The 25168-nt window shown below is 71.4% G+C and carries 23 protein-coding genes; 12 read left to right on the forward strand and 11 right to left on the reverse strand.

What is annotated here, in order from left to right; genetic code table 11:
* The first annotated feature begins 103 nt into the window (after positions 1-103).
* Positions 104-523, forward strand: coding sequence for a GlcG/HbpS family heme-binding protein (locus ACZ63H_RS05390; protein WP_469862362.1), 420 nt, complete (start codon positions 104-106; stop codon positions 521-523).
* 69 nt (positions 524-592) lie between these two features.
* Here the strand turns inward: ACZ63H_RS05390 and ACZ63H_RS05395 are convergent, their stop codons facing one another.
* Positions 593-1459 (reverse strand): GNAT family N-acetyltransferase, encoded by an 867-nt coding sequence (locus ACZ63H_RS05395; protein ID WP_469862363.1) that lies wholly within the window; start codon positions 1457-1459, stop codon positions 593-595.
* 152 nt (positions 1460-1611) lie between these two features.
* On the opposite strand from ACZ63H_RS05395, the gene ACZ63H_RS05400 reads away from it, so the two are divergent.
* Positions 1612-2244: an HAD family hydrolase gene (locus ACZ63H_RS05400; RefSeq protein ID WP_469862365.1), complete on the forward strand. Its 633-nt coding sequence runs from the start codon at positions 1612-1614 to the stop codon at positions 2242-2244.
* A 101-nt stretch (positions 2245-2345) separates the two neighbouring features.
* Positions 2346-3497, forward strand: coding sequence for a globin domain-containing protein (locus ACZ63H_RS05405; protein WP_469862534.1), 1152 nt, complete (start codon positions 2346-2348; stop codon positions 3495-3497).
* Positions 3498-3503: 6 nt separating this feature from the next.
* Here ACZ63H_RS05405 and ACZ63H_RS05410 read toward each other — a convergent pair whose 3' ends face one another.
* The 5 genes from ACZ63H_RS05410 to ACZ63H_RS05430 form a co-directional block, all read right to left on the reverse strand.
* The gene (locus ACZ63H_RS05410; RefSeq protein ID WP_469862366.1) at positions 3504-3986 is read right to left on the reverse strand and encodes an NUDIX hydrolase; all 483 of its coding nucleotides are present in this window, start codon (positions 3984-3986) and stop codon (positions 3504-3506) included.
* Positions 3987-4073: 87 nt separating this feature from the next.
* Positions 4074-4979, reverse strand: coding sequence for a LysR family transcriptional regulator (locus ACZ63H_RS05415; protein ID WP_469862368.1), 906 nt, complete (start codon positions 4977-4979; stop codon positions 4074-4076).
* 225 nt (positions 4980-5204) lie between these two features.
* Positions 5205-6353, reverse strand: a complete 1149-nt coding sequence (locus tag ACZ63H_RS05420; RefSeq protein WP_469862370.1) for a cystathionine gamma-lyase — start codon at positions 6351-6353, stop codon at positions 5205-5207.
* Complete coding sequence (locus ACZ63H_RS05425) at positions 6350-6841, reverse strand: low molecular weight protein-tyrosine-phosphatase (protein ID WP_469862372.1); 492 nt, start codon at positions 6839-6841, stop codon at positions 6350-6352. The genes ACZ63H_RS05420 and ACZ63H_RS05425 overlap by 4 nt, the downstream gene beginning before the upstream one ends.
* 7 nt (positions 6842-6848) lie before the next feature.
* Positions 6849-7226: a phage holin family protein gene (locus ACZ63H_RS05430; RefSeq protein WP_469862374.1), complete on the reverse strand. Its 378-nt coding sequence runs from the start codon at positions 7224-7226 to the stop codon at positions 6849-6851.
* A gap of 102 nt (positions 7227-7328) precedes the next feature.
* Between ACZ63H_RS05430 and ACZ63H_RS05435 the strand changes: the two genes are divergently transcribed.
* The 4 genes from ACZ63H_RS05435 (at position 7329) to ACZ63H_RS05450 (ending at position 9682) form a co-directional block, all read left to right on the forward strand.
* Positions 7329-7646, forward strand: coding sequence for a cupin domain-containing protein (locus ACZ63H_RS05435; protein WP_469862376.1), 318 nt, complete (start codon positions 7329-7331; stop codon positions 7644-7646).
* 132 nt (positions 7647-7778) lie between these two features.
* Entirely contained in the window at positions 7779-7991 is a 213-nt protein-coding gene (locus tag ACZ63H_RS05440; RefSeq protein WP_469862378.1) for a DUF5326 family protein, read from the forward strand.
* A gap of 440 nt (positions 7992-8431) precedes the next feature.
* Positions 8432-9145 carry an IclR family transcriptional regulator gene (locus tag ACZ63H_RS05445; protein WP_469862380.1) on the forward strand — a complete coding sequence of 238 codons (714 nt, stop codon included), beginning with the start codon at positions 8432-8434 and terminating at the stop codon, positions 9143-9145.
* Positions 9146-9244: 99 nt separating this feature from the next.
* Complete coding sequence (locus tag ACZ63H_RS05450; protein WP_318202501.1) at positions 9245-9682, forward strand: SsgA family sporulation/cell division regulator; 438 nt, start codon at positions 9245-9247, stop codon at positions 9680-9682.
* Between the two features lie 81 nt (positions 9683-9763).
* Here the strand turns inward: ACZ63H_RS05450 and ACZ63H_RS05455 are convergent, their stop codons facing one another.
* Positions 9764-11194 (reverse strand): YibE/F family protein, encoded by a 1431-nt coding sequence (locus tag ACZ63H_RS05455; RefSeq protein WP_469862536.1) that lies wholly within the window; start codon positions 11192-11194, stop codon positions 9764-9766.
* Between the two features lie 252 nt (positions 11195-11446).
* Here ACZ63H_RS05455 and thiC point away from each other — a divergent pair, with 252 nt between their 5' ends.
* Positions 11447-13231, forward strand: coding sequence for a phosphomethylpyrimidine synthase ThiC (thiC, locus tag ACZ63H_RS05460; RefSeq protein ID WP_469862382.1), 1785 nt, complete (start codon positions 11447-11449; stop codon positions 13229-13231).
* Between the two features lie 54 nt (positions 13232-13285).
* On the opposite strand, the gene ACZ63H_RS05465 is transcribed toward thiC, so the two are convergent.
* From ACZ63H_RS05465 to ACZ63H_RS05475, 3 genes are all read right to left on the reverse strand, one after another.
* Complete coding sequence (locus ACZ63H_RS05465) at positions 13286-14140, reverse strand: hypothetical protein (protein ID WP_469862384.1); 855 nt, start codon at positions 14138-14140, stop codon at positions 13286-13288.
* Between the two features lie 180 nt (positions 14141-14320).
* Positions 14321-15409 (reverse strand): metallophosphoesterase, encoded by a 1089-nt coding sequence (locus ACZ63H_RS05470; RefSeq protein WP_469862386.1) that lies wholly within the window; start codon positions 15407-15409, stop codon positions 14321-14323.
* Between the two features lie 308 nt (positions 15410-15717).
* Positions 15718-16830 (reverse strand): LacI family DNA-binding transcriptional regulator, encoded by a 1113-nt coding sequence (locus tag ACZ63H_RS05475; protein ID WP_469862388.1) that lies wholly within the window; start codon positions 16828-16830, stop codon positions 15718-15720.
* Between the two features lie 455 nt (positions 16831-17285).
* Here ACZ63H_RS05475 and hisC point away from each other — a divergent pair, with 455 nt between their 5' ends.
* On the forward strand, positions 17286-18365 hold the full coding sequence (hisC, locus tag ACZ63H_RS05480; protein ID WP_469862390.1) for a histidinol-phosphate transaminase: 1080 nt from the start codon (positions 17286-17288) through the stop codon (positions 18363-18365).
* 53 nt (positions 18366-18418) lie between these two features.
* Here the strand turns inward: hisC and ACZ63H_RS05485 are convergent, their stop codons facing one another.
* On the reverse strand, positions 18419-18796 hold the full coding sequence (locus tag ACZ63H_RS05485; protein ID WP_469862392.1) for a cyclophilin-like fold protein: 378 nt from the start codon (positions 18794-18796) through the stop codon (positions 18419-18421).
* Between the two features lie 208 nt (positions 18797-19004).
* On the opposite strand from ACZ63H_RS05485, the gene ACZ63H_RS05490 reads away from it, so the two are divergent.
* From ACZ63H_RS05490 to cydD, 3 genes are read left to right on the forward strand one after another with little or no spacing between them, the layout of a single operon-like run.
* Entirely contained in the window at positions 19005-20513 is a 1509-nt protein-coding gene (locus ACZ63H_RS05490) for a cytochrome ubiquinol oxidase subunit I (RefSeq protein WP_469862394.1), read from the forward strand.
* Between the two features lie 15 nt (positions 20514-20528).
* A complete protein-coding gene (gene cydB, locus ACZ63H_RS05495; protein WP_469862396.1) occupies positions 20529-21536 on the forward strand; it encodes a cytochrome d ubiquinol oxidase subunit II in 1008 nt (335 codons plus the stop codon).
* Between the two features lie 59 nt (positions 21537-21595).
* Positions 21596-25120 carry a thiol reductant ABC exporter subunit CydD gene (cydD, locus tag ACZ63H_RS05500; protein WP_469862397.1) on the forward strand — a complete coding sequence of 1175 codons (3525 nt, stop codon included), beginning with the start codon at positions 21596-21598 and terminating at the stop codon, positions 25118-25120.
* Positions 25121-25168: the final 48 nt, after the last annotated feature.

Below are 25168 nucleotides of genomic sequence, written 5' to 3' on the forward strand. Positions count from 1 at the left end.
CGCCCCACGTGCGCCGGACCCCGTATCCCCCGCAGACGTCCGTACCGGGGCCCCGCCCCGGTACGGCGAGTACTCACCCAGCACCATCCAAGGAGACAGCTCCATGAGCACCACCGCCGTCACGCCGCTCACCACCGAGGACGCCGAGCTGCTCGTCACCACGGCCCGCCGGGCGGCCGAGGGCGCCGGAGTCACCGTCAGCGTCACCGTCCTGGACGCCGGTGGCCACCTGCTCGCCTTCCGCCGGGACGACCGGGCCGTGCTGATCTCCGGCGAGACCAGCACCCGCAAGGCCTACACGGCGCTCCAGCTGAACGCGCCCACCGCCGACCTCGTCGACGCCGTCCAGCCCGGCGGCCCGTTCCACACCCTGCCCACGGCCCTCGACCGGCCCCTGCTGTTCATCGCGGGCGGCCTGCCCGTCCACCGGGACGGCCGGCTGATCGGCGCGATCGGCGTCGGCGGCGGTGCGCCGGAGCAGGACCACGGGTTCGCCGCCGCGGCCGTACAGGCGCTCGCCTGACCCGCGGGTCGGACCCGGTCACGCCGGCCCCGCCGCTCCGAGCGGCGGGGCCGGCGCGCATCACACGGTTCAGCCGGCGGCTACCGTCAGCGGGGCGAACCGCCGGGTCCAGTCCCCCGGCAGCTCGGTGATGCCGTAGGTCATCACCGAGTTGAAGGCCACGGAGGCCAGCCCCCGCTCCTTCGCCCAGTCCAGCAGTTCGCCATGACGCACGTCGATGTCGGTGCGCAGCGGGCGTTCGGTACGGGCCGCCAGCGAGGCGATCAGCGCCTTGGCGGTCTCCGTGTCCCTCGCGATCAGCGGGCCGACCACATGGGTGTCCATGTTGGGCCACGCGGCGGTGTAGCCGATGAGCCGGCCTTCCTCCTCGGCGACCCGCAGCTGGTCTGCGAAGGCGGGCAGCCGGGTGATGAGAGGGGTGCGATCGGTGCCGAACACCTCCTCGTCGAGGCGCACGATCGCCGGGAGGTCCTCCGCGGTGGCGGCGCGCGTGACGACCCCGGACTCCGGTCCGCCGGGAGTGAAGCGGCCCCTCAGCATCTCGGCCCGGCCCGTCACCTTGAAGCCCAGCTCTTCGTAGAGAGGCCGGCCGTTGGGGGTGGCGTGCAGGGTCAGCGGAGTGCTTCCCATGACCGAGACGACGTGCCGCATCAAGCGGCGGCCTACTCCTTGGCGCGCATGGCGTCCGGCCACCAGGACCATGCCGATGGCGCCGAGTTCCGGCCGCCCCCACCCGCCGTACTCGGTGACGACGCACGCGGCGACGAGACCGCCCTCGGGGTCGTCGATGCCGTATCCCTTCCCGGCGGTGAGGAGGAAGCCCCACTTGTGTTCCTCGCGTGGCCACCCCCGGTCTTCGGACAGGTCGGCGCAGGCGGCGAGATCGCGGAGCGTCAGGCGACGGATGGGCAGAGTGGTGAGGGAAGGAGTTGGCACGCAGGTCAGGCTGTCCGAACGGCGCCCCCGCCGTCCACCTGTTTCGATGCAGACGCACGTTCTTTTGGCCATCTCATGGACATCCGTACAGCCATCGGTCAGCTGTGCGGTGTTTCACGTGAAACATTGATCGGCCCACTAGCCTCGGCGCCATGACGAGACTTCACCTCTTCGATCTGGACGGCACGTTGCTGCACGGGACGACCGCTCCCTTGGAGATATCGCGTCAGTTGGGCCTGGTGACCGAGACGATGGAGCTGGAGCGGGCGATCGCGGACGGACGGATCGGTCCACCGGAGTATGCCGCGCAGGTGTACGACCTGTGGGCCGGTCTGACCGAGGCGCATGTGCGGGCCGCGTTCCAGACGGCTCCTTGGCTGGCCCGGATCCGCGAGGTCTGGGCGGAGATCAGGAGTGCGGGCGAGTACTGCGCGGTGGTGTCTCTCTCGCCCTCCTTCTTCGTCGAACGCCTGCTGGAATGGGGAGCCCACGCGGCCCATGGCTCCCGTTTCCCGGCCGTGCCGTTCGCCGAGCCCGTCGACCCGGCCGGGGTCCTCAACGCGGCGGCCAAGGTGACCATCGCGGACCGGCTCTGCGCGGAGTTCGGGGTGACTCGGGCGGACTGTGTGGCGTACGGCGACTCATCGTCCGACAAGGACCTGTTCGCCGCCGTGCCGGTGTCCGTGGCGGTCAATGCCGATGCCCACCTGACGGGTCTCGCCACCCACTCCTACTCGGGACGGGACCTGTGGGGAGCCTATGAACTGGTGGGACTGACACGGTAGTCGACGTACCGACCAGACGACGTTCGAGGCGAGGGCACACCATGGATGCTGCGATCAGCACGCCGGGGGAGAACGGCAAGCCGGACGGGGAGGGCTGGTTCATGCCGCGCACGGCACCCCCGTCTCCGCCGCCGGGCGCTCAGGAGAGCGCCGATGCCCGCCTCATCCGCCGCACGCTGACCGAGATCACTCCCGTCGCCGACCAGGTCACCTCCTATTTCTACGCTCTCCTCTTCGTCCGGCACCCCGAACTGCGCTCCCTGTTCCCGGCCGCGGTGGACGTCCAGCGGGAGCGCCTGCTGAAGGCGCTGCTCACCGCGGCCGAGCACCTGGACGACACTCCGGTCCTCCTCGGCCACCTGCGCGGCCTGGGGCGCGGACACCGCAAGTACGGGGCGCGTGCCGAGCACTATCCGGCCCTGGGAGAGTGCCTCATCGGCGCACTGAGCAGGTATGCCACCGCCGTCTGGGACCCCGGGACCGAAGCCGCCTGGGTCCGGGCCTACACCCTGTTCTCCCAGGTCATGATCGATGCGGCGGCGGAGGACGAACTGCGTGGCCCGGCCTGGTGGCAGGCCGAGATCGTCGGCCACGACCTGCGCGCCCCCGACATCGCGGTCCTGACCGTCCGGCCCGACCAGCCCTACCCCTTCCTCGCCGGCCAGTACACCAGCGTGGAGACCCCGTGGTGGCCGCGGGTGTGGCGGCACTACTCCATCGCCTGCGCGCCCCGCTCGGACGGACTGCTCATGTTCCATGTGAAGGCCGTCCCGGCGGGCTGGGTGTCCAACGCCCTGGTGCACCGGGCCCGGCCCGGCGATGTGATCCGCCTCGGGCCGCCGGCCGGCTCGATGACCGTCGACCACACCACGGACAGCGGACTGCTCTGCCTGGGCGGCGGTACCGGCATAGCCCCCATCAAGGCCCTGGTGGAGGACGTGGCCGAGCACGGCGAGCGCCGGCCGGTCGAGGTCTTCTACGGCGCCCGCACCGATCACGGCCTGTACGACCTCGACACCCTGCTCAGGCTCCGGCGGATCCATCCCTGGCTGTCGGTCCGGACCGTCACGGACGAGCGGATCCGGCTGCCCGACGCCGTACGGGCGCACGGGCCGTGGCCCGGCTACGACGCCTACCTCTCGGGCCCGGCCGCGATGATCCGCAGCGGTGTCCAGACGCTCCGGGGCATCGGCATCCCGCCGGGCCGCATACGGCACGACTCGGTGGACGACCTGCTCGCCGGCGCGTACTGAGGGTGCTCAGCCGAGGTCGGGGGCGTGCATGGCGCGTACGCCCTCGATGTTCCCGTCCAGGTAGTGGCGCAGGGACAGCGGGACGAGGTGGACGGAGGCGATGCCGACACGGGTGAACGGGACGCGGACGATCTCGTACTCCCCGGCCGGTTCGTCCACTTCGGGGCCGTGCCGCAGGGCGGGGTCCATCGACTCCAGCCGGCAGACGAAGAAGTGCTGCACCTTCACACCGGTCGAGCCGCAGTCCTCGCCGATGTGCTCCACCGTGTCCACGAAACACGGCACCACGTCGGTGATCTTGGCGCCGAGTTCCTCGTACACCTCCCGGTGCAGGGCGTCCACGACGGTCGAGTCCCCGGGCTCGACCCCGCCACCGGGAGTGACCCAGTAGGGATCGACGCCGGGCTTGGTGCGCTTGATCAGGATCAGGTCGTCACCGTCCAGGAGAACGGCGCGGGCGGTGCGCTTGACCACGGGTCGGACGGTCATGGGAGAAATGTGGCCCCGCTGGTTCCACGTGAAACATCGCAAAGCGTCACGCGCCGACCGCTGCGCGCGCACCCCACCCGGGCGGCGTCAGCACCAGGCCGCGGCCGCGCGCCGGAGCCACTCGTGGGCCCGCGCGACACTGGGCAGGGCGAGGGTGCCGGTCCGCACCACCAGGAAGTACGTGCGCAACGGAGGCACCAGCGGGTCGAGCAGGGTGACGATCGCGCCCCGCTCCAGGGCCGGCGCGCACAGATAGCGGGGCAGCACCGCGAACCCGGCACCGGCGATCACACAGGAGAGCACGGCCCGCAGGTCGGGGGCGATCACCGTGCCCGTGGCGGCCGGCCGGCAGTCGAAGACGGAGGTCCAGTAGCGCGAGACGAGCGGCAGCGACTCGTGGACCTCCACGACGGGCAGGTCCTCCAGGGCCGGCGCCCCCTTCAGCCGCACGCTGTCCGGCCCGATGCGCTCCGCCCAGTGCGGGGCGGCGACCAGTACGTGCTCCTCGTCGCACAGCGGAGTGGCGGTGAGCAGGTTCCCGCGCGGTCTGGTCGTGCTGACGGCCAGGTCGTGCCGGCCGCAGGCCAGACCCTCCAGCGTTTCCTCGGCGGCGCCGAAGGAGACGCGCAGCGCGAGGGCCCGGCCGTCGTCGCCGGTCAGACCGGTGAGGGCGGGCAGCACGCGTTCGGCGGTGAACTCCGGCGGGCCGGCCAGATGCAGCGTCCGCGACGTCTGGTCGTCGTCCAGCCCGCCTTCGGCTATCTCCACCAGGGCGTCGAGATGCGGTGCGGCCCGGTGCGCGAGTTCGTCGCCGACGGTCGTCGGGGTCACCCCGCGCGCCTGACGGAGGAAGAGCGGCCTGCCGAGCTGGCGCTCGAGCGTGCGGATCTGCGAGGTGACGGCGGGCTGGGAGAGGCCGAGCAGAGCGGCGGCGCGGGTGAAGGAACCAGCCCGGTGCACGGTGACGAAGGTTCGCAGCAAGGCCAGATCCATGGCGTGCCCTCCCCTGTCCCTGCCTCCTCGCCCTTCGCCGGCCGCCGGGCAGGAGCCAACTATAAATATGCCGATAGGTCCCTGTCGCTACCGTGATTGGACACTGACGCAGAGTCAACTAGCCTGGTTCGGGCGGTCTTCCCACCCGAGGACCGCAGGCGGTCCGAGCCACGAGGGGGGAGGCTCGGACCGTCCGGCAGCCGCGGCGACCAGGCGTGCGAGCGGCTACCCGGCGGACTCGTCCAGGGCACGCAGCACGTCGGCCACCAGGTCCTCAGGGTCCTCCGCGCCGACGGACATCCGGACGAAGCCCTCCGACACGTCGTCCCCGCCCCAGCGGCGGCGCCGCTCGGCCGTGGACCGCACCCCGCCGAAGCTCGTCGCGTCCTCCACCAGGCGCAGGGCCTCAAGGAAACGCTCGGCACGCGCGCGCGTGGGCAGCGTGAAGGAGACGACACAGCCGTAGCGGCGCATCTGCCGCGCCGCGATCGCGTGCGAGGGGTCGTCGGGCAGGCCCGGGTAGCGCAGTCCGGAGACCTCGGGCCGCTGCCGCAGCGCCTCGGCGACCGCGAGAGCGGTGGCGTTCTGCCGGTCGACGCGCAGCTGGAGCGTGGCGATGGACCGGTGCGCGAGCCATGCCTCCATGGGCCCGGAGATCGCGCCGACGATCTTGCGCCAGCGGCGTACGGCGGCCATCGTCTCGGCGCCGCGGCCGGCGACATAGCCCAGCAGGACATCACCGTGCCCGGTGAGCTGCTTGGTACCGCTGGCCACGGAGAAGTCGGCACCCAGCTCCAGCGGGCGCTGCCCGAGCGGGGTGGCCAGTGTGTTGTCCACGGCGACCAGCGCGCCCCGCGCGTGGGCCGCCTCCGTCAGCCGCCGGATGTCGCACACGTCGAGCCCGGGGTTCGACGGAGACTCGATCCACAGCAGTCGCGCCCCGTCCAGCGCCTCCAGCTGGGCGTCGCCGCCGGTCGGCGCGGTGCGCACCTCGATGCCGTAGGCCTCCAGCTGGGCGCCGACCATCGGCAGCACCTGGTAGCCGTCGGAGGGCAGCACGACCGCGTCCCCGGCGCGCAGCTGGGAGAACAGCACGGAGGAGATCGCCGCCATGCCGGAGGCGAAGACCAGCGTCTCGACGTCCTCCCGGCCCGGGGCCTCCAGCTCGCCTATGGCGCGCTCCAGCAGGGTCCAGGTCGGATTGTCGTCACGGCCGTACGCGTACGGTCCCGACACCTCACCGGGCAGGTGGAAGTGGGCCGCGAACACCGGTCCGGGCAGGGTCGGCTCGTGCTTGACCGGCTCGGGCAGTCCCGCCCGTACCGCGCGCGTACCGTCGCCCGTTCGGTCCTCGCTCCTCGTGCCCTCGCTCATGCGGCCCGTCCTTCCAGTTCGTCCTGTACAGCGGCGAGCAGCCCCGTACTCGCCGCCTCCACCATCTCAAGGCACTCCGCGAAGCCGTCCCGGCCCCCGTAGTACGGGTCCGGGACGTCGAGGTCGGCGCCGGCGCCGGGGTCGTAGGAGCGCAGCAGGCGGATCTTGCGCGCGTCCTCCTCGGTGGGCGCGAGCCGGCGCAGGGCCCTGAGGTGGTCGGTGTCCAGGGCTATCACCAGGTCGAGCCGGGCGAACCACGACGGCAGGAACCGGCGGGCCGTGTGCGCACTGTCGTAACCGTGCTCTTCCAGGACCGAGACGGTGCGCGGGTCGGCCGGCTCGCCCTCGTGCCAGCCGCCCGTGCCGGCGCTGTCGACCGCCACCAGTTCCTCCAGGCCGGCCTCCGCCACGCGCGCGCGGAAGACGGATTCGGCCATCGGGGAGCGGCAGATGTTGCCGGTGCACACGAAACAGACGCGGTAGGTCATGGCGCGATCAGTCCTCGTCGGGCAGGACGACGTGCAGCGCCCAGGAGACGACGGAGACGATCAGACCACCGAGGACGGCCGTCCAGAAACCGTCCACATGGAAGCTCAGATCGAGCTTTCCGCACACCCAGGAGGTCAGCAGCAGCATCAGCGCGTTCACGACCAGGGTGATCAGTCCCAGGGTCAGGATGAACAGCGGGAAGGTGAGTACCTTCACGATCGGCTTGACCAGCCAGTTGACCAGGCCGAAGATCAACGCGACGACGATCAGCGTGCCGGCCTTCCTGGCGGTGCCGTCACCGGTCAGGGTGATCTTGTCGAGCGCCCATACCGCGACCGCCAGGGCACCGGCGTTGGCGATCGTCTTGACTAGGAAATTCCTCATGTGTCTGATCGTGGCAGACCGGACGGAACCCGGCCGGACGGCGGCGGGCGGGCCACGGGGAGCAGGGGAGCGGCGAGCAGTGAGGCGAGGACGGCGGCGGCGATGAAGGCATTCCGGCTGGACGACCTGGAGGCGGAGCGCGCCGCCAACGAGGGGGCCTACCTGCAGTTCCTGCGCGAGCGGAACATGTCGGTCGGCTTGTACGCCCTCGACGCGGGCGGGCACGACCCGCAGCAGCCGCACGGCCAGGACGAGGTGTACCTCGTGGTCAGCGGCCGGGCCTCGCTCACGGTCGGCCCGGAGACGACCCAGGTGGCGCGGGGCAGTGTCGTGTACGTGCCCGCCGGGGTCCCGCACCGGTTCCACCACATCAGCGAGGATCTCAGGGTGCTCGTCGTGTTCTCTCCGCCCGAGGCGTGAGCCCGGCCCCGGCGTTCCCTAGGGGACGGGTCAGGGCAGGACAAGGGATGCGAAACCCCCGCTCAGGCCCCTCGCGGCCCTAGCATCGAGTGCGTATCACAGACAACGCACGAGAACGCAAAGGACGAGGCGATGCGAGAGATCTTCGCGGGGCTGCCGTGGTGGGTGAAGTGGGTCGCGGTGCCGGTCATCGCCCTGGCCGTGTTCGGCGGCCTGATAGCGAGCGTGGTCGGGTTCGTGATCGGCCTGCTGTTCAAGGCACTGGTCTTCGTCGCCCTCGTCGGCGGACTGATCTACGTCGTGCGCCGGTTCTCGGGGAACTCCTCGTCCCGCAGCGGGTGGTGAGGCGTCAGGTCGCCGGTCAGCGGTGATACGGGCGGTTCCCTCGGGGGAGGGAAGTTTCCGTCCGGGGCGGTCCGGGCGCGGTGGCGGGCCCGTTAAAGTCCGGAACCCCCCGCGGACTCCGGCTCCGTGGGAGGCGCAGATCCCGTGCTCCACCCCTCGCACGGGCTCCCCCCTCGCGCTTCGGGAGTGACCCCTTGGCCATGGTTGACACCGCACCGGCAGCACCCCCCGCACCCGCCGTCGCACCGCGTCCCTGCGCACCCCCTTACCAGCGACCGCCGTCCCCGCTCGTTCCCAGCCAGGCCGGCGCGCCCGCGGCCAACCGCCCCGGCCCCCCGCCCGCCGCGGGCGCCCGCGAATCGCCGCCCGTCGCCGGCCGGTCGGCACCGCGTCCCCCGGCCGCGCCCGCCGCCACGCTCATCGGATCCGTCCAGCGCGCCATGCGCCTGCTGGAGACCGTCGCCTCGCACCCCTACGGCGCCCCCGCCAAACAGCTCGCGCGAGAGACCGGCCTCGCGCTGCCCACCGCCTACCACCTGCTGCGCACGCTGGTGCACGAGGGCTATCTGCACCGGGACAAGGGGCTGTTCTTCCTCGGTGCCGCCGCGGAGCGGCTGGCCCACGGCGGAGCACAGCAGAAACGTCGCAGCATGGTGGCGGACACGCTCGCGCACTGGCGCGATTCGATCGGTGTGCCGTTGTACTACGCGAGATACAGGGAGGGCGAGATCGAGGTCATGTGCGTCTCCTCCTCCCGCCAGGCACCGGCGGTCGAGGAGTGGGCGGACTTCCGCGAGACCGGCCATGCGCACGCGATCGGGCAGTGCCTGCTGTCCCAGCTGGACGAGGACGCGCGCCGCGACCATCTCGCCCGCTACCCCGTACGGCCCGTCACCCCGTACACCGTGCGGGACAACGACGCGCTCCTGCGGCGGCTGGCCCGGACCGGCCGGATGGAGCCGACGGTGGAGCGCCAGGAGTACGCCGTCGGGACGGTCTGCGCGGCGATCCCCATCACCGTCGGCGCGACCGCGGCCACCATGGCCATCTCGCTGCCCGCCCACCAGTCCGACCGGCTGATGCCCGCGGCCCGTCGGCTCCAGACGGAGATCGGGCGTCATCTGGGATCGCTGACACTCTCTATCAGTATCTGAAAACTCACTCCTTGTGATCCACTGTGTACGTTGAGCAAGATTTGACCACGGTCAGAGGGATCAATCCCGGCCAGTCGACGTCCTATGACGGGGTAGGCAATGCGCGAGTCCGTACAGGCAGAAGTCATGATGAGCTTTCTCGTCTCCGAGGAGCTCTCCTTCCGCATCCCGGTGGAGCTGCGCTACGAGACCAGTGATCCCTATGCCGTGCGGCTCACCTTTCATCTCCCCGGCGACGCACCCGTCACCTGGGCGTTCGGGCGTGAACTGCTCATCGACGGGGTCGGCCGTCCGTGCGGGGAGGGGGACGTGCGCATCTCCCCCGTCGACTCCGAGGTCCTGGGCGAGGTGCTGATCCGGCTTCAGGTCGGAGGCGACCACGCGCTCTTCCGCTCGTCGGCGCCCCCGCTCGTGGCGTTCCTCGACCGCACGGACAAGCTGGTGCCGCTCGGTCAGGAGGCAGCGCTGGCCGACTTCGACGCGCACCTGGACGAGGCGCTGGACCGCATCCTGGCCGAGGAGCAGAGCGCCGGCTGAGGTGTCACGGCAAGGGGCCCGCCCACGCGTGCGGTGCCTTGCAGGAACGCTTCTGCGCAACGGCCGCGGTGCCGCCGCCGCTCACCGCTTCCGGCGCCGGCCCCGGCCGCCGCGCGCCGGGGCGGACCGGGCCCCGGCGGGTACACCGGCCGCCCCCGTCTCCCGTCCGCCCCGGTCGGCCGACACCACCAGCGCGGCCAGCGCCGTGGTGACCGGGACCGAGGCGACCAGGCCGATCGAGCCCACCAGCGTGCGCACGATCTCCTCGGCCACCAGCTCGCTGTTGGCCACGGTCCCCACGCTGCTCTGCGCGACCGAGAACAGCAGCAGCAACGGCAGTGCGGCACCGGCATAGGCGAGCACCAGGGTGTTGACCACGGACGCGATGTGGTCACGGCCGATCCGGATGCCCGCCCGGTACAGTCCCCGCCAGCCCATCGAAGGGTTGGCCTCGTGCAGTTCCCAGACGGCCGACGTCTGGGTGACCGTCACGTCGTCGAGCACGCCGAGCGATCCGATGATGACCCCGGCCAGCAGCAGACCGCTCATGTCGATCGACGGATACAGGCCGTGGATCAGACCGGTGTTGTCGTCCGTGTTGCCGGTCAGCGCGGCCCAGCCGATGAACAGCGATCCGAGCGCACCGATCAGCGCCAGCGATATCAGCGTGCCGAGCACCGCCACCGACGTACGGGCCGACAGCCCGTGGCACAGGTACAGCGCGACCAGCATGATGGCGCTCGACCCGACCACGGCCACCAGCAGGGGGTTAGATCCCTGGAGGATCGCCGGCAGGATGAACAGCGTCAGGACCAGGAAGCTGACGGCCAGGGCGACCAGCGCCATGACCCCGCGCAGCCGGCCCACCACGACCACGGCCACCGCGAAGATGCCGGCGAGCAGGGTCATGGGGAACTTGCGGTTCACATCGGTCACCGCGTACTGCAGGTTCTTCGGGGCCGAGGGTTCGTAGGCGACCACGACCTTCTCGCCCTGCGAGAGCTGGCGTGACTGGTCCGGTTGCACGATCTCGGTGAAGGTGCGGCCCTTGTCCTTGCCGGTGTCGACCCGGATCGTGGCCTTCTTGCAGGGGCCGTCGGCCTGCTGCCGGGCCGAGCTGCCCTCGGCGGTGGAGGTGTCACCGGTCGGGGGCACCCCGGAGGCGTTCGCCGTCGCGCAGCTCAGCTCGACGACCCGGGTGACCGTGGCCTGCTGGGTCTGCCGGTCGAAGCCGACCCCGGTGCGCTTGTGGGACGGGGCCTGTCCTGGCCAGAGCACCACGAGCCCGACCAGGACCGCTGCCGTGAAGGGCACCAGGACCGCCGCGATGACCTTGCGCAGATGCAGGGAGACGGGAGCGGCGGGGCCGTGGCTGTGGCTGTGGCCGTGCGAGTGACCGTGCCCGGGAGCGGATTCCCGGCCGTTCTCGGGGGCTTGGTGGCCGTGCCCGGTGCCCTGCTCCGAGCCATCTCGGCGGCGCGGCCCGGGGGGCTGAGAGGGATACTGCTCCATGCTGGTCACCGCCCGATCATCCCAAGAACGCGAGGGGGCCCACTGTTCACCGCGCCACACATGGCGCTAGCGTGGAGGCACCTTTGCACACGCGGGAGCTCGGAGCACCGGGCTGAGAGGGCGCTGACCTCCGTGGTGGCGATGTTTCACGTGGAACAAGCGGTGTTCCGCACGAAGCGTCGTGCCGACGGAAACCGCTGCGTCGACCGCCGAACCTGTTACCGGGTAATGCCGGCGTAGGGAGTAGGTCTCATGACCAACAAGGACGCACGCACGCCTGCCTCCGCCCAGGACGAGAAGTCCGCGGAGGCCGGGAAGTCCATCGGCTGGCACAAGGCGTATGTCGAGGGCTCGCGCCCCGACCTTCGGGTGCCGGTCCGTCAGGTGCACCTCACCAACGGGCAGTCGGTCACGCTGTACGACACATCGGGCCCGTACACCGATCCACTCGCCGACACGGACGTCCGCAGGGGCCTGCCGGCGCTGCGGGAGAACTGGATCATCTCCCGCGGTGACACCGAGGAGTACGCGGGCCGGCCGGTCCGTCCCGAGGACGACGGGATCAAGCACACCTCGCCGCGCGGCGGACTGCGCAACCTGGACGCGGTCTTCCCCGGACGCCCGCGCCAGCCGCGGCGGGGACGCGACGGTCAGGCGGTGACCCAGCTCGCGTACGCCCGCCGGGGCGAGATCACGCCGGAGATGGAGTTCGTGGCCCTCCGGGAGAACGTCTCGCCCGAGGTGGTCCGCGAGGAGATCGCGGCGGGCCGGGCGGTGCTGCCGGCCAACGTCAACCACCCGGAGATCGAGCCGATGATCATCGGCAAGCGGTTCCTGGTGAAGGTGAACGCCAACATCGGCAACTCGGCGGTGACCTCCTCCATCGAGGAGGAGGTCGAGAAGATGACCTGGGCGACCCGCTGGGGCGCCGACACGGTCATGGATCTGTCCACCGGCCGCAACATCCACACCACTCGCGAGTGGGTGCTGCGCAACTCCCCCGTGCCCATCGGCACGGTGCCGCTCTACCAGGCGCTGGAGAAGGTCGACGGCAAGGCCGAGGAACTGACCTGGGAGATCTACAAGGACACCGTCATCGAGCAGGCCGAGCAGGGCGTGGACTACATGACGGTCCACGCGGGCGTCCGGCTGCCCTACGTCCCGCTCACCGCCAACCGCAAGACCGGCATCGTCTCGCGCGGCGGCTCCATCATGGCCGCGTGGTGCCTCGCGCACCACAAGGAGTCGTTCCTGTACGAGAACTTCGAGGAACTGTGCGAGATCCTCGCCGCCTACGACGTCACGTACTCGCTGGGCGACGGTCTGCGGCCGGGCTCGATCGCGGACGCCAACGACGAGGCCCAGTTCGCGGAGTTGCGCACGCTCGGGGAACTCAACCGGATTGCCCGGCGGTTCGACGTACAGACGATGATCGAGGGCCCCGGGCACGTCCCGATGCACAAGATCAAGGAGAACATCGACCTCCAGCAGGAGATCTGCGATGAGGCTCCGTTCTATACGCTCGGCCCGCTGACCACGGACGTCGCGCCGGCGTACGACCACATCACCTCCGGCATCGGTGCCGCGATGATCGCTTGGTGGGGCACGGCGATGCTCTGCTACGTCACGCCCAAGGAGCACCTGGGCCTGCCCAACAGGGACGACGTCAAGACCGGCGTCATCACCTACAAGATCGCCGCGCATGCCGCGGACCTCGCCAAGGGGCACCCCGGGGCGCAGGAGTGGGACGACGCGCTGTCCGACGCCCGCTTCGAGTTCCGCTGGGAGGACCAGTTCAACCTCGCCCTGGATCCCGACACGGCACGGGAGTTCCACGACGAGACCCTGCCGGCCGAACCCGCCAAGACGGCCCACTTCTGCTCCATGTGCGGCCCCAAGTTCTGCAGCATGAAGATCTCGCAGGACATCCGGCGGGAGCACGGCGGCAGCCGGGCCGAGATCGAGGAGGGCATGGCCCAGAAGTCGAAGGAGTTCGCGGAGGCCGGCAACCGGGTGTACCTGCCCCTCGCCGACTGAGCCGGCCCGGCGGGCCGAGCCTTCCGAGACCGGGTGGCCCGGTGCGCGGCCGGGCTACTCGGGGAGGTGCTCCGGGCCGCCGTAGTCCGGGCCCGTGTAGTCGGGGCTGGTGAAGCCGGGGCGGCCGGACACCGTGTTGTCGCCGGGGCTGCCGAAGCCCGGCCGGTCGTAGCCCAGACGCGGTATGCGGCCGTCCGGTGCGGGCGGGACCGGGTGCCGCACGGCCGCCGGGCCGGGAGCGGCCGGCACCTCCCGGAGGAAGGGCAGGATGCCGCGCTCCAGCAGGGCGTGCCGCCAGGCGTCTCTGGCCCTCTCCAGTTCCTCCTCGTCCGCCGTGTCCCGGGCCTCGGTGTCCGTCGGGGAGCGGTGGCGCAAGGCGGCGAGCAGCAGTCCGACGGCGGCGACGAGGGTCGCCGCCGCGGTCAGCGCGCCGAACACCCAGCCGGTGGCGAGCAGGGTCCGGGCGAGGGTCTGCCCCGGGCTCAACGCCCGCAGGACGTAGCCGGTGAGCAGGAAGACGACCGCCGCGGCCGCAGAGAGAACGGGGGCCAGCACGGCGATGACCGCGACGGCGCCCGCGCCGGTGTCCTCGGCGATGTCGCCGGGTGCGGCGGCGGGCCCCGCGTCCGCCGGACGAGGACCGGCGGACGCGGGCGCCGGGGCGGACGGCGCCGGTTGGCGCAGGGCGTCGCGGAGTTCGGCGTAGCGCCGGTACTCGGCCGCCGCGGCCGCCGTGATCAGGGCGGAGGCGTCGAGCGCCAGGGCGCGCAGTTGCGCGGTGGTGAGCCGCTGTGCGGCAGCGGCCGGTTCCGGTCGGTGCGGGGCGGAGCGCAGTGCCTCGTCGAGCAGTCGCTCGAAGTCCCGGAGGTCCTCGCTCGTCAGGTGCTGCGGAACGCTGTTCATGTGCATCCCCCGATGCTCCGTAGGGCTTGCGGCTCCCACGTCGATGCCGTCGGGCGGAAACGGAGGGGAGCCTGCTACGGACAAGCCGATGGTAGAGCCGCTACGGCGCGCGGTGACAGGGGATTGCCGGAAATTGCCGTCCGGCCTGCGCGTACGCGGTCGGGGGGATGCCTGCCCGGGGAACGGTCACAGCTCCAGGGGGAGTTGCCGGACCAGCAGTTTTCCGGCCATGGTCACCCCGCCGTCCATGGCGATGGCGAGCCCGTCGGCGTAGACGTGCGGGCCTGCCACGGCCGGGCCGGAGCCCTCCTCGCCGTCCTCGGAGCCGACCTCGCCGAGGAGGTAGGGGATGGGGCTGTGCCCGTGGACGACGCGGGTGCCGCCGTACGTGTCGAGGAGGGAACGCACGGCGTCGGCGCCGCCCTCGTCGCGGAAGGAGAAGCGCTTGGTGAACTTGCGGAACAGATCCCAGACCTCGTCGGCGTCGTTGCGGGTCAGGGTCTCGCGGACGGTGTCGTTGACCGCCTCGATGGAGTCGCCGTAGTCGAGGTAGGCGGTGGTGTCGGAGTGGAGGAGCAGATAGCCGTCGACCATCTCCACCGCGTCGAGGCGGGCCATCCACTGCAGATGGTGGTCCTGGAGGCGGTCCATGTCGGTCTTCTGGCCGCCGTTGAGCAGCCAGGCGGCCTGGAAGGTGGCGGTGCCCGCGCCGGAGTTGACGGGGGTGTCGCCGAACCGCTTGGCGCCGAGCAGCAGCAGCTCGTGGTTGCCCATGAGGGCCTTGCAGTAGCCGCCCGCCGCGGCGGCCTCGGCCGACAGCCGCATGACCAGGTCGATGACGCCGATGCCGTCCGGGCCGCGGTCGGTGAAGTCGCCGAGGAACCACAGCCGGGTGGTGCCGGCGCACCACTGCCCCGCGGCGTCGATCAGGCCCTGTTCCTGCAGGGCGGCCACCAGCTCGTCCAGATAGCCGTGCACGTCGCCGACGACGTAGAGCGGTCCGGGGCCGGTCGCGGGCTGCGGGGCCGGCGCGGCGGGTACCGGCTCGACGGGGACCTGGAGGGTGTCGCCGCGGTTGATGACCGGCAGGTCGCGCTGGGTGGGGGTGTAGCCGTCGGGGTACGCCTCGTCGGCGGCCGGGACGGCGTTGCCGGGGTGGACGTCGTGGACGTCGTGGACGTACGGACCGGTCTCGTGCACGTACGCGGGTACCCGGAAGTCGCGCAGCGTCGCCGTCCGCTCCGCCTCGGGTCCCTGACCGGCCCCCTGAGTCATCAGACCCCTCCACCATCGCGCCGCATCTGCACCGCTTCGGACTGCCTGGTCGCAGCGGTCCGCGGTGTCGTGGGGCCCATCATAGGAATGCGCGTCGCGCCGTGTGATGACCCAGGGGTGGTGAATCGGAACAAGACTCCAGTTCACCGCGGCTTTCGCCCCGTTTGGGCAGATGTTCGACCAGCTCTCGGCCGATTGATCCCTCGCCCGGCCGGTTCTCGTGCCGCACCGGACGCGCCCCGTGACGCGCCCGCCGGGCCCCGCACCGCTCCGTGTCACCCTGTGCCGCCCGGGGGCGGCGCAGGACGCTACCGGTCGTCGGGTGTCCGTGGTGGACTGACCGTCGTGCGCGGGGAGCGCCGCTGCGAGGAGGTGCGCACGATCAGCTCCGTCGGTATCACCTGCTCGACCGGCTGCTCGGACTCGACGCCCTCGATGGCGTCGATGAGGAGCTGGACGACGGCGGTGCCGATACGGCGCGGCTTCAGCGAGAGCGTGGTGATGGGCGGCTCGGTGCTGGCGTACATGGTCGACTCGCTGCAGCACACGAGCAGCAGGTCGTCGGGCACGCGCAGGCCGTAACGGCGTGCGGCGGCGAGCAGATCCGTGCCGTTGGGGTCGAACAGCCCGTACACCGCGTCGGGCCGGTCGGGCCGGGCGAGTAACCGGTCGGCGGCGACGGCACCCGCGCACGGGTCGTGCGCCGGGTACGCCTCGTAGACCGGGTCCTGGCCGACCCGCTCGCACCAGCGCAGGTAGGCGCTGGTCGACAGGTGGGTGTAGGTGTCCGTCGAGGTGCCCGTCAGCAGGCCGATGCGGCGGGCGCCGGCGGCGGCGAGGTGATCGAGGATGCCGAGCACGGCGGCCTCGTGGTCGTTGTCGACCCAGGCGGTGACGGGGAGGGCGCCGGCCGGGCGGCCGTCGGAGACGACCGGCAGCCCCTGCCGGACGAGCTCGCTGACGACCGGGTCCTGGTCGGAGGGGTCGATGACGACCGTGCCGTCCAGGGCCACGTTGGACCAGACGTCGTGGCGGGAGGTCGCGGGCAGGATGACCAGGGCGTAGCCGCGGGCGAGCGCGGCCGAGGTCGCGGCCCGGGCCATCTCCGCGAAGTACGCGAACTCCGTGAAGGTGAAAGGTTCATCCCCGTAGGTCGTCACGGTCAGGCCGATCAGGCCCGACTTGCCGGTACGGAGGGTGCGGGCGGCGGCCGAGGGCCGGTACCCGAGGCGGTCGGCCACCTCGCGGACATGGCGCCGGGTGGCATCCGGGAGCCGGCCCTTGCCGTTGAGGGCGTCGGACACGGTCGTGATGGAGACCCCGGCGGCGGCGGCGACGTCTCTGATGCCCGCCCGGCCCGGTCGGCTGCCTCGGCGTGAGGTTTCCGCTCGGCTCACCTGGTGCTTCCCTGCTGCTGTCATGGCGAGCCGATAGTAGGGCTCATGCGGTGGGGTAGTGCGGACGCATATGCACTCCTTGGGAGGCACGTTTCTGCATGGCTTTTGGGCATCAAATGCCTTGGAAACAAAGGAGCTTGTGGCATTACAGGGCAAGACGTGGCCTGCCGGGGCGGGTGGACCTGCCGAGGGTCCGATGTTTCGAAGAGGTCTCAACTCACCTTCACGGGCGATGCGCGCCAGGGCGCAAGCCACCGGCGCGTAGATATATGTATGGAGCGCCCCCCGAAACGCACGCCTTCATGCGGCGATGCCTCCGATGGCGACGGGAACCGGGAGATCCGTGCCTTCCCGGGCCCGGTGCCCGCCGGGTCGCCGGGTGCCCGACCTGTACGCAGCGGGGCCGAATCCTCTTAAGGTGTGGAGTATTGGATGCCGGTGGTGTCGACGGTCCGCCGGTGGTCGCGAGGAGGACTGCGGTGAGCGAGACAAGCCCCAAGCTGCGCGCCGAGCTGGAGGGTATCCCCACCTACAAGCCGGGCAAGCCGGCCGCGGCCGGCGGGACGGTCGCCTACAAGCTGTCCTCCAACGAGAACCCGTACCCGCCGCTGCCGGGCGTGCTGGAGAGCGTGACCGCGGCGGCCTGCGAGGTCAACCGCTACCCGGACATGGGCTGCACCGGGCTGATGAACGAGTTGTCCGACCGTTTCGGGGTGCCGCTGTCCCACCTGGCGACCGGAACCGGCTCGGTGGGGGTCGCCCAGCAGCTGATCCAGGCCACCAGCGGCCCCGGTGACGAGGTGATCTACGCCTGGCGGTCGTTCGAGGCGTACCCGATCATCACGCAGGTCAGCGGCGCCCGGTCGGTGCAGGTGCCGCTGACGCCGGGCGACGTGCACGACCTGGACGCGATGGCGGACGCGATCACCGAGCGCACGCGCCTGATCTTCGTCTGCAACCCGAACAATCCGACCGGCACGGTGGTGCGGCGGGCCGAGCTGGAACGGTTCCTCGACCGGGTGCCCGGCGATGTGCTGGTGGTGCTGGACGAGGCATACCGCGAGTTCATCCGCGATCCCGAGGTGCCCGACGGTGTCCAGCTGTACCGGGAGCGGCCCAACGTCTGTGTGCTGCGGACCTTCTCCAAGGCGTACGGGCTGGCCGGCCTGCGGGTCGGCTTCGCGATCGCCCATGAGCCGGTGGCGGCGGCGCTGCGCAAGACGGCGGTGCCGTTCGGCGTGAGCCAGCTCGCGCAGGAGGCGGCGATCGCCTCGCTGCGGGCCGAGGACGAGCTGCTGGGCCGGGTCGGCTCGCTGGTGTGTGAGCGCACGCGCGTGGTCGACGCGCTGCGGGACCAGGGCTGGACGGTGCCGGAGACGCAGGCCAACTTCGTGTGGCTGCGGCTGGGGGAGCGCACCGTCGCGTTCGCGCAGGCCTGCGAGGAGCACGGGGTGGTGGTCCGGCCGTTCCCGGGCGAGGGTGTGCGGGTGACGGTCGGCGAGGCCGAGGCGAACGACATCTTCCTCAAGGTGGCGGAGGCGTTCCCCAAGGGACAGTGACCCGGCGGTGGTAGCGCCGGAGGACGGCGAGGAGCCGTGACGCGGTAGGAGCGCTACTCCTCGATCAGTTCCACACGGACGGGGTCGCCGGCTCGTACGGTCGCCAGGAGACCGGCGTCCCCGTCCAGGCTGCCGAGGATGTTGCACGGGCCCGCGAGGCGGCACTCCCCGCCGTGCGAGATCGGCGTGGGGCCGTAGGGGAGGGCGAGGGCGTCCCCTTCCGTCCAGAAGGCCACCGTGCCCGGTTCCACGACCTGGCGGGCGTCCGTTTCACGTGGAACAGAGACGCCTGTGTCGAAATACACCTCCTCCCCCCAGGTGCGCGCGGTCGAGACGAGCGGCAGCGCCTTGGCGAGGACCTGTGCCGTCGGGGTGTCCCCGACGAGCGTCGCGGTGATGTTGCCCGCGGGCCAGGAAATGCGTATCTGCATGGCGCGCAATTCAACAAGATGTTGAAGTCGCTGCCAAGGTCTTGACGCGATGGCGGAGGAGGGACCCCCTGCCGCGGCCGAAAATCAGTGCGTCATAATGGCTTGTGAATGTGAACGCGTTCACAAGCGCGTCCCGTTTGCTCCTGTATGAGGGCAACAAACAGGGGCAAACCGCCGCTGACCACGCCGTAGTAAGGAGAGTGACGACGTGGACCTGGCTTTGGCGCCGGAAACACTGGCGCGCTGGCAGTTCGGCATCACCACCGTCTACCACTTCCTGTTCGTTCCGTTGACGATCTCCCTGGCCGCGCTCACGGCCGGGCTGCAGACGGCCTGGGTGCGCACGGAGAAGGAGAAGTACCTCAGGGCGACCAAGTTCTGGGGCAAGCTCTTCCTGATCAACATCGCCATGGGCGTGGTCACCGGCATCGTCCAGGAGTTCCAGTTCGGCATGAATTGGTCGGACTACTCGCGCTTCGTCGGTGACATCTTCGGCGCCCCGCTCGCCTTCGAGGCCCTGATCGCGTTCTTCTTCGAGTCCACGTTCATCGGCCTGTGGATCTTCGGCTGGGACAGACTGCCGAAGAAGATCCACCTGGCCTGCATCTGGATGGTCTCGATCGGCACGGTCCTCTCGGCGTACTTCATCCTCGCGGCCAACTCCTGGATGCAGCACCCGGTCGGCTACAAGATCGACAAGGCGAGGGGAAGGGCCGAGCTGACCGACTTCTGGGCCGTCCTGACCCAGAACACCGCCCTCAGCCAGGCCTTCCACACCCTGTCGGCGGCCTTCCTCACCGGCGGCGCCTTCATGGTGGGCATATCCGCCTACCACCTGGCCCGCAAGAAGCACATCCGCGAGATGAAGACCTCACTGCGGCTCGGTCTGATCACCGTGGTCGTCGCCGGCCTGCTCACCGCGGTCAGCGGCGACACCCTCGGCAAGGTGATGTTCAAGCAGCAGCCGATGAAGATGGCCGCCGCCGAGGCGCTGTGGGACGGCCAGAAGCCGGCCCCGTTCTCGATCTTCGCCTACGGCGACGTGGACAAGGGCCACAACTCCGTGGCGATCGAGATCCCGGGCCTGCTGTCCTTCCTCGCCGACGACAACTTCACCTCGTACGTCCCCGGCATCAACGACGTCAACAAGGCCGAGCAGCAGAAGTTCGGGCCCGGTGACTACCGGCCCAACATCCCGGTGGCCTTCTGGGGCTTCCGCTGGATGATCGGCTTCGGCATGGCCTCCTTCGCCATCGGGCTGGCCGGGCTCTGGCTGACCCGCAAGAAGTTCATGCTGCCGCAGCACCTGAGGGTCGGCGAGGACGAGGTGCCGCACCTGGTGCTGTTCAAGAGCAAGGCGCTCAGCCCGACGCTGACCCCCTGGTACTGGCGCATCGCGACCTGGACGATGGCCTTCCCGCTGATCGCCAACTCCTGGGGCTGGATCTTCACCGAGATGGGCCGCCAGCCGTGGGTCGTCTACGGCGTGCTGCAGACCCGGGACGCGGTCTCCCCCGGTGTCTCCCAGGGCGAGGTCATCACCTCGATGGCCGTCTTCACCGCGCTGTACGCGATCCTCGCCGTGGTCGAGGTCAAGCTGCTCGCGAAGTACGTCAAGGCCGGCCCGCCCGAACTCACCGAGGCCGACCTCAACCCGCCCACGAAGATCGGCGGCGACACCCGTGACGCCGACAAGCCGATGGCCTTCTCGTACTAGGCCGGGGGAACAGTCATGCAACTTCACGACGTCTGGTTCGTCCTGATCGCCGTCCTGTGGACCGGCTACTTCTTCCTGGAGGGCTTCGACTTCGGAGTCGGCATCCTCACCAAACTGCTGGCCCGGGACCGGGCCGAGCGCCGGGTGCTGATCAACACCATCGGCCCGGTCTGGGACGGCAACGAGGTGTGGCTGCTCACCGCGGGCGGCGCGACCTTCGCCGCCTTCCCCGAGTGGTACGCCACCCTCTTCTCCGGCTTCTACCTGCCGCTGCTTCTCATCCTGGTCTGCCTGATCGTCCGGGGCGTCGCCTTCGAGTACCGGGTCAAGCGCCCCGAGGAGAACTGGCAGCGCACCTGGGAGACGGCGATCTTCTGGTGTTCGCTCCTCCCGGCGTTCCTGTGGGGCGTGGCCTTCGGGAACATCGTGCGGGGCGTGAAGATCGACCGGCACTTCGAGTACGTCGGCGATGTCGGGGACCTGCTCAACCCGTACGCCCTGCTCGGCGGTCTGGTGACGCTCACGCTGTTCACCTTCCACGGCGCGGTCTTCACCGCGCTCAAGACCGTCGGCGACATCCGGGTGCGAGCACGGAGGCTGGCCCGCTGGACCGGCCTGGCCGCGACCCTCGTGGCGCTCGCCTTCCTGCTGTGGACGCAGGCCGACAGCGGGGACGGCAAGAGTCTGGTCGCCCTGGTCGTGGCCGTCGTCGCCCTGGTCGCCGCACTGGTGGCCAACCAGGCGGGACGGGAGGGCTGGGCCTTCTCGCTGTCCGGCGTCACCATCGTGGCCACCGTGGCGATGCTCTTCCTCTCGCTCTTCCCGAACGTCATGCCGTCCACCCTGAACGGGGACTGGAGCCTGACGGTCACCAACGCCTCGTCGAGCCCCTACACCCTGAAGATCATGACGTGGCTCGCGGCGATCGCCACTCCGCTCGTCGTGCTCTACCAGGGCTGGACCTACTGGGTGTTCCGCAAGCGGATCGGTACGCAGCACATCGCTCCCGACGCCGCTCACTGAGTCCGCCGAGGGTGTGTTTCACGTGAAACACACCCTCTGGACCGAAGGGCATGTTTCACGTGAAACCAATCGATCCACGCCTTCTGCGGTACGCCCGCGCCACCCGCCTCTTCCTCATGGCCGTCGTCGGCCTGGGGGCCATGGGGGCCGGACTGGTCATCGCGCAGGCGATGCTCGTCGCCGAGATCGTCGTCGGCGCGTTCCAGCACGGTCGCTCGGCCACCGATCTGCGCACTCCCCTGCTGCTGTTGGCCGCCGTGGCCGTGGGACGGGCGTTGGTCGCGTGGCTCACCGAACTCGCGGCCCACCGGTCCGGCGCGGCGGTGAAGTCGGAGCTGCGCGGGCGGCTGCTGGACCGGGCGGCGGCGCTCGGCCCGGGCTGGCTGGCCGGGCAGCGGACCGGCTCACTGGTCACCCTGGCCACCCGCGGGGTCGATGCCCTGGACGACTACTTCTCGCGCTACCTCCCGCAGCTGGGACTGGCCGTGGTCGTGCCGGTGGCGGTGCTGGCGCGGATCGTCACCGAGGACTGGGTGTCGGCGGCGATCATCGTCGGCACCCTGCCACTGATTCCGCTCTTCATGATGCTGATCGGCTGGGCGACCCAGTCCCGGATGGACCGTCAGTGGCGGTTGCTGTCCCGGTTGTCCGGCCACTTCCTGGACGTGGTCGCGGGGCTGCCGACGCTGAAGGTGTTCGGCCGGGCCAAGGCGCAGGCCGCGTCCATCCGGCGGATCACCGGGGAGTACCGGCAGGCCACCCTGCGCACCCTGCGGATCGCCTTCCTCTCCTCCTTCGCGCTGGAGCTGCTGGCCACGCTGTCCGTCGCGCTGGTGGCCGTGACCATCGGGATGCGGCTCGTGCACGGGGACATGGACCTGTACACCGGGCTGGTGATCCTGGTGCTGGCTCCCGAGGCGTATCTGCCGTTGCGGCAGGTGGGGGCGCAGTACCACGCGGCGGCGGAGGGGCTGGCCGCCGCGGAGGAGGTCTTCTCCGTGCTGGAGACGCCGGCGCCGGCACCGGGCACCGGCGCGGTGCCCGCGGGCGCCGTGGCCTTCGAGGACGTCACCGTCCGCCACCCGGGGCGCTCTTCGGACGCGGTGACCGGAGTGTCGTTCCGTGTGGAGCCCGGTGAGACCGTCGCGCTGGTCGGGCCGAGCGGTGCGGGCAAGTCGACGCTGCTGGGCGTGTTGCTCGGGTTCGTACGGCCCACCGGGGGGCGGGTGCGGATCGGGGGCGCCGATCTCGCCGGGCTCGACCTGGAGGAGTGGCGGTCGCGGATCGCGTGGGTGCCGCAGCGGCCTCATCTGTACGCCGGGACCATCGCGGAGAACGTGCGGCTGGCCCGGCCCGGGGCCGACGACGACGCCGTGCGGCGGGCGCTGCGGGACGCCGGTGCGTGGGAGTTCGTGGCGGCGCTGCCGGACGGGGCCCGCACCGTGCTCGGGGAGGACGGCGCGGGGCTGTCGGCGGGCCAGCGGCAGCGGCTCGCGCTCGCCCGGGCGTTTCTCGCGGACCGGCCCGTGCTGTTGCTGGACGAGCCGACGGCCGCGCTGGACGGGGCGACGGAGGAGGAGGTCGTCGCGGCGGTGCGGAGGCTGGCCGCCGGGCGGACCGTGCTCCTCGTCGTGCACCGTCCCGCGCTGCTCGGGGTGGCCGACAGGGTCGTACGGCTGGATGGCGCGGATGTCGCGGATGTCGCGGAGCACCCGGCGGTCGGCCGGGCGTCCCACGGGCCCGACCCCCTGGACCCCCTGCCTCGCGCCGCCCGGCACGACGGGCCGGAGGAGGAAGGGCTCGGCGGGGGCGGTGCGCCGGCCGGGGACCGGGGGCGGGGTGCGCCGGCCCGGGTTCGCGCGCTGGGCGCGGGGGTCCGGGGACGGCTGACCGGGGCCCTGGTGCTGGGCAGTCTCGCCCTGGCAAGTGCCGTCGGGCTGATGGCGACCTCCGGCTGGCTCATCTCGCGGGCCTCGCAGCAGCCGCCGGTGCTCTATCTGATGGTGGCCGTGACCGCCACCCGTGCCTTCGGTATCGGGCGGGCCGTCTTCCGCTACGCGGAGCGGCTGGTCTCGCACGACGCCGTCCTGCGCATGCTGGCCGACACCCGGGTGGCGGTGTACCGGCGTCTGGAACGCCTCGCCCCCGCGGGCCTGCGCGGCGCGCGGCGCGGCGATCTGCTCACCCGGCTGGTCGCGGACGTGGACGCCTTCCAGGACTACTGGCTGCGCTGGCTGCTGCCCGCCGGGGCCGCCGTCGCCGTCTCGGCCGCCTCCGTCGGCTTCACGGCCTGGCTGCTGCCCGAGGCCGGCACCGCCCTCGCGGCGGGCCTGCTGGCGGCGGGCGTCGGCGTGCCCCTGCTCACCGCGGCCGTGGCCCGGCGGACCGAACGGCGCCTGGCGCCCGCCCGGGGCGTGCTCGCCACCCGGGTGGCGGACCTGCTCACCGGCACCGCCGAGCTGACCGTCGCCGGTGCGCTGCCGGACCGTACGGACGCGGCCCGGCGGGCCGACGGCGCCCTCACCCGGATCGCCGCGCGCGCCGCCGCCGTCACCGGACTCGGCGACGGGCTCACCGCGCTGATCTCCGGGCTGACCGTCACGGCCACCGCGCTGTTCGGCGCCCAGGCGGTGGCGGCAGGCCGGCTGGGCGGCGTGGCGATGGCCGTCGTCGCGCTGACCCCGCTGGCCGCCTTCGAGGCCGTCCTGGGGTTGCCGCTCGCGGTGCGCTACCGGCAGCGGGTGGGGCGCAGCGCGGAGCGGGTGTACGAGATCCTGGACGCCGCCGATCCCGTACGCGAGCCGGAGCAGCCCCGGCCGGCGCCCGTGTCGCCGTTCCCGGTGGTGCTCAAGGGCGTGGTCGCGTGCCATGAGGGGCAGCGGCGTGAGGCGCTCGCCGGGGTGGACCTGACACTGGAGCGGGGGCGCCGGGTCGCCGTGGTGGGGGCCTCCGGTTCCGGCAAGACGACGCTCGCGCAGGTGCTGCTGCGGTTCCTGGATCCGCGGGCGGGCTCGTACACGCTCGCCGGTGTGGACGCGTGCGCGGTGGCGGGGGACGACGTGCGGCGGCTGGTCGGGCTGTGCGCGCAGGACGCGCACCTCTTCGACAGCTCGGTGCGCGAGAACCTGCTGCTGGCCAGGAAGGACGCGACCGAGGCCGAGTTGCGCGGAGTGCTGGCGCGGGCCCGGCTGCTGGACTGGGTGGAGTCGTTGCCCGACGGTCTGGACACGCTCGTCGGCGAGCACGGGGCCCGGCTGTCCGGCGGGCAGCGGCAGCGGCTGGCGCTGGCCCGCGCGCTGCTGGCCGGCTTCCCGGTGCTGGTCCTGGACGAGCCCGCCGAGCACCTGGACCTGGCGACGGCGGACGCGCTGACCGCCGATCTGCTGGCCGTCACGGAGGGCCGCACCACGCTGCTGATCACCCACCGGCTGGCGGGACTCGACGCGGTGGACGAGGTGATCGTCCTCGACGCGGGCCGGGTGGTGCAGCGCGGACCGTACCGGCGGCTGCTGGCCGAGGAGGGGCCGCTGCGGGAGATGGCCGCCCGGGAGGCCGAGGTGGAGGAACTGGTGGGAGCGCGGTGAGGCCGGCGGGGCGAAGCGGACCGGCCGGGGCGCGACAGGCAGCGCCGC

This window comes from Streptomyces sp. NPDC104831 (assembly GCF_055583025.1).

What these genes read in the sequence shown, in the direction of transcription:
- ACZ63H_RS05390 (WP_469862362.1), top strand. Translation starts at nt 104, where the DNA reads ATGAGCACCACCGCCGTCACGCCGCTCACCACCGAGGACGCCGAGCTG.
- ACZ63H_RS05400 (WP_469862365.1), top strand. Translation starts at nt 1,612, where the DNA reads ATGACGAGACTTCACCTCTTCGATCTGGACGGCACGTTGCTGCACGGG.
- ACZ63H_RS05405 (WP_469862534.1), top strand. Translation starts at nt 2,346, where the DNA reads ATGCCGCGCACGGCACCCCCGTCTCCGCCGCCGGGCGCTCAGGAGAGC.
- ACZ63H_RS05410 (WP_469862366.1), bottom strand. Translation starts at nt 3,986, where the DNA reads ATGACCGTCCGACCCGTGGTCAAGCGCACCGCCCGCGCCGTTCTCCTG.
- ACZ63H_RS05415 (WP_469862368.1), bottom strand. Translation starts at nt 4,979, where the DNA reads ATGGATCTGGCCTTGCTGCGAACCTTCGTCACCGTGCACCGGGCTGGT.
- ACZ63H_RS05420 (WP_469862370.1), bottom strand. Translation starts at nt 6,353, where the DNA reads ATGAGCGAGGGCACGAGGAGCGAGGACCGAACGGGCGACGGTACGCGC.
- ACZ63H_RS05425 (WP_469862372.1), bottom strand. Translation starts at nt 6,841, where the DNA reads ATGACCTACCGCGTCTGTTTCGTGTGCACCGGCAACATCTGCCGCTCC.
- ACZ63H_RS05430 (WP_469862374.1), bottom strand. Translation starts at nt 7,226, where the DNA reads ATGAGGAATTTCCTAGTCAAGACGATCGCCAACGCCGGTGCCCTGGCG.
- ACZ63H_RS05435 (WP_469862376.1), top strand. Translation starts at nt 7,329, where the DNA reads ATGAAGGCATTCCGGCTGGACGACCTGGAGGCGGAGCGCGCCGCCAAC.
- ACZ63H_RS05440 (WP_469862378.1), top strand. Translation starts at nt 7,779, where the DNA reads ATGCGAGAGATCTTCGCGGGGCTGCCGTGGTGGGTGAAGTGGGTCGCG.
- ACZ63H_RS05445 (WP_469862380.1), top strand. Translation starts at nt 8,432, where the DNA reads ATGCGCCTGCTGGAGACCGTCGCCTCGCACCCCTACGGCGCCCCCGCC.
- ACZ63H_RS05450 (WP_318202501.1), top strand. Translation starts at nt 9,245, where the DNA reads ATGCGCGAGTCCGTACAGGCAGAAGTCATGATGAGCTTTCTCGTCTCC.
- ACZ63H_RS05455 (WP_469862536.1), bottom strand. Translation starts at nt 11,194, where the DNA reads ATGGAGCAGTATCCCTCTCAGCCCCCCGGGCCGCGCCGCCGAGATGGC.
- thiC (WP_469862382.1), top strand. Translation starts at nt 11,447, where the DNA reads ATGACCAACAAGGACGCACGCACGCCTGCCTCCGCCCAGGACGAGAAG.
- ACZ63H_RS05465 (WP_469862384.1), bottom strand. Translation starts at nt 14,140, where the DNA reads ATGCACATGAACAGCGTTCCGCAGCACCTGACGAGCGAGGACCTCCGG.
- ACZ63H_RS05470 (WP_469862386.1), bottom strand. Translation starts at nt 15,409, where the DNA reads ATGACTCAGGGGGCCGGTCAGGGACCCGAGGCGGAGCGGACGGCGACG.
- ACZ63H_RS05475 (WP_469862388.1), bottom strand. Translation starts at nt 16,830, where the DNA reads ATGACAGCAGCAGGGAAGCACCAGGTGAGCCGAGCGGAAACCTCACGC.
- ACZ63H_RS05485 (WP_469862392.1), bottom strand. Translation starts at nt 18,796, where the DNA reads ATGCAGATACGCATTTCCTGGCCCGCGGGCAACATCACCGCGACGCTC.
- cydB (WP_469862396.1), top strand. Translation starts at nt 20,529, where the DNA reads ATGCAACTTCACGACGTCTGGTTCGTCCTGATCGCCGTCCTGTGGACC.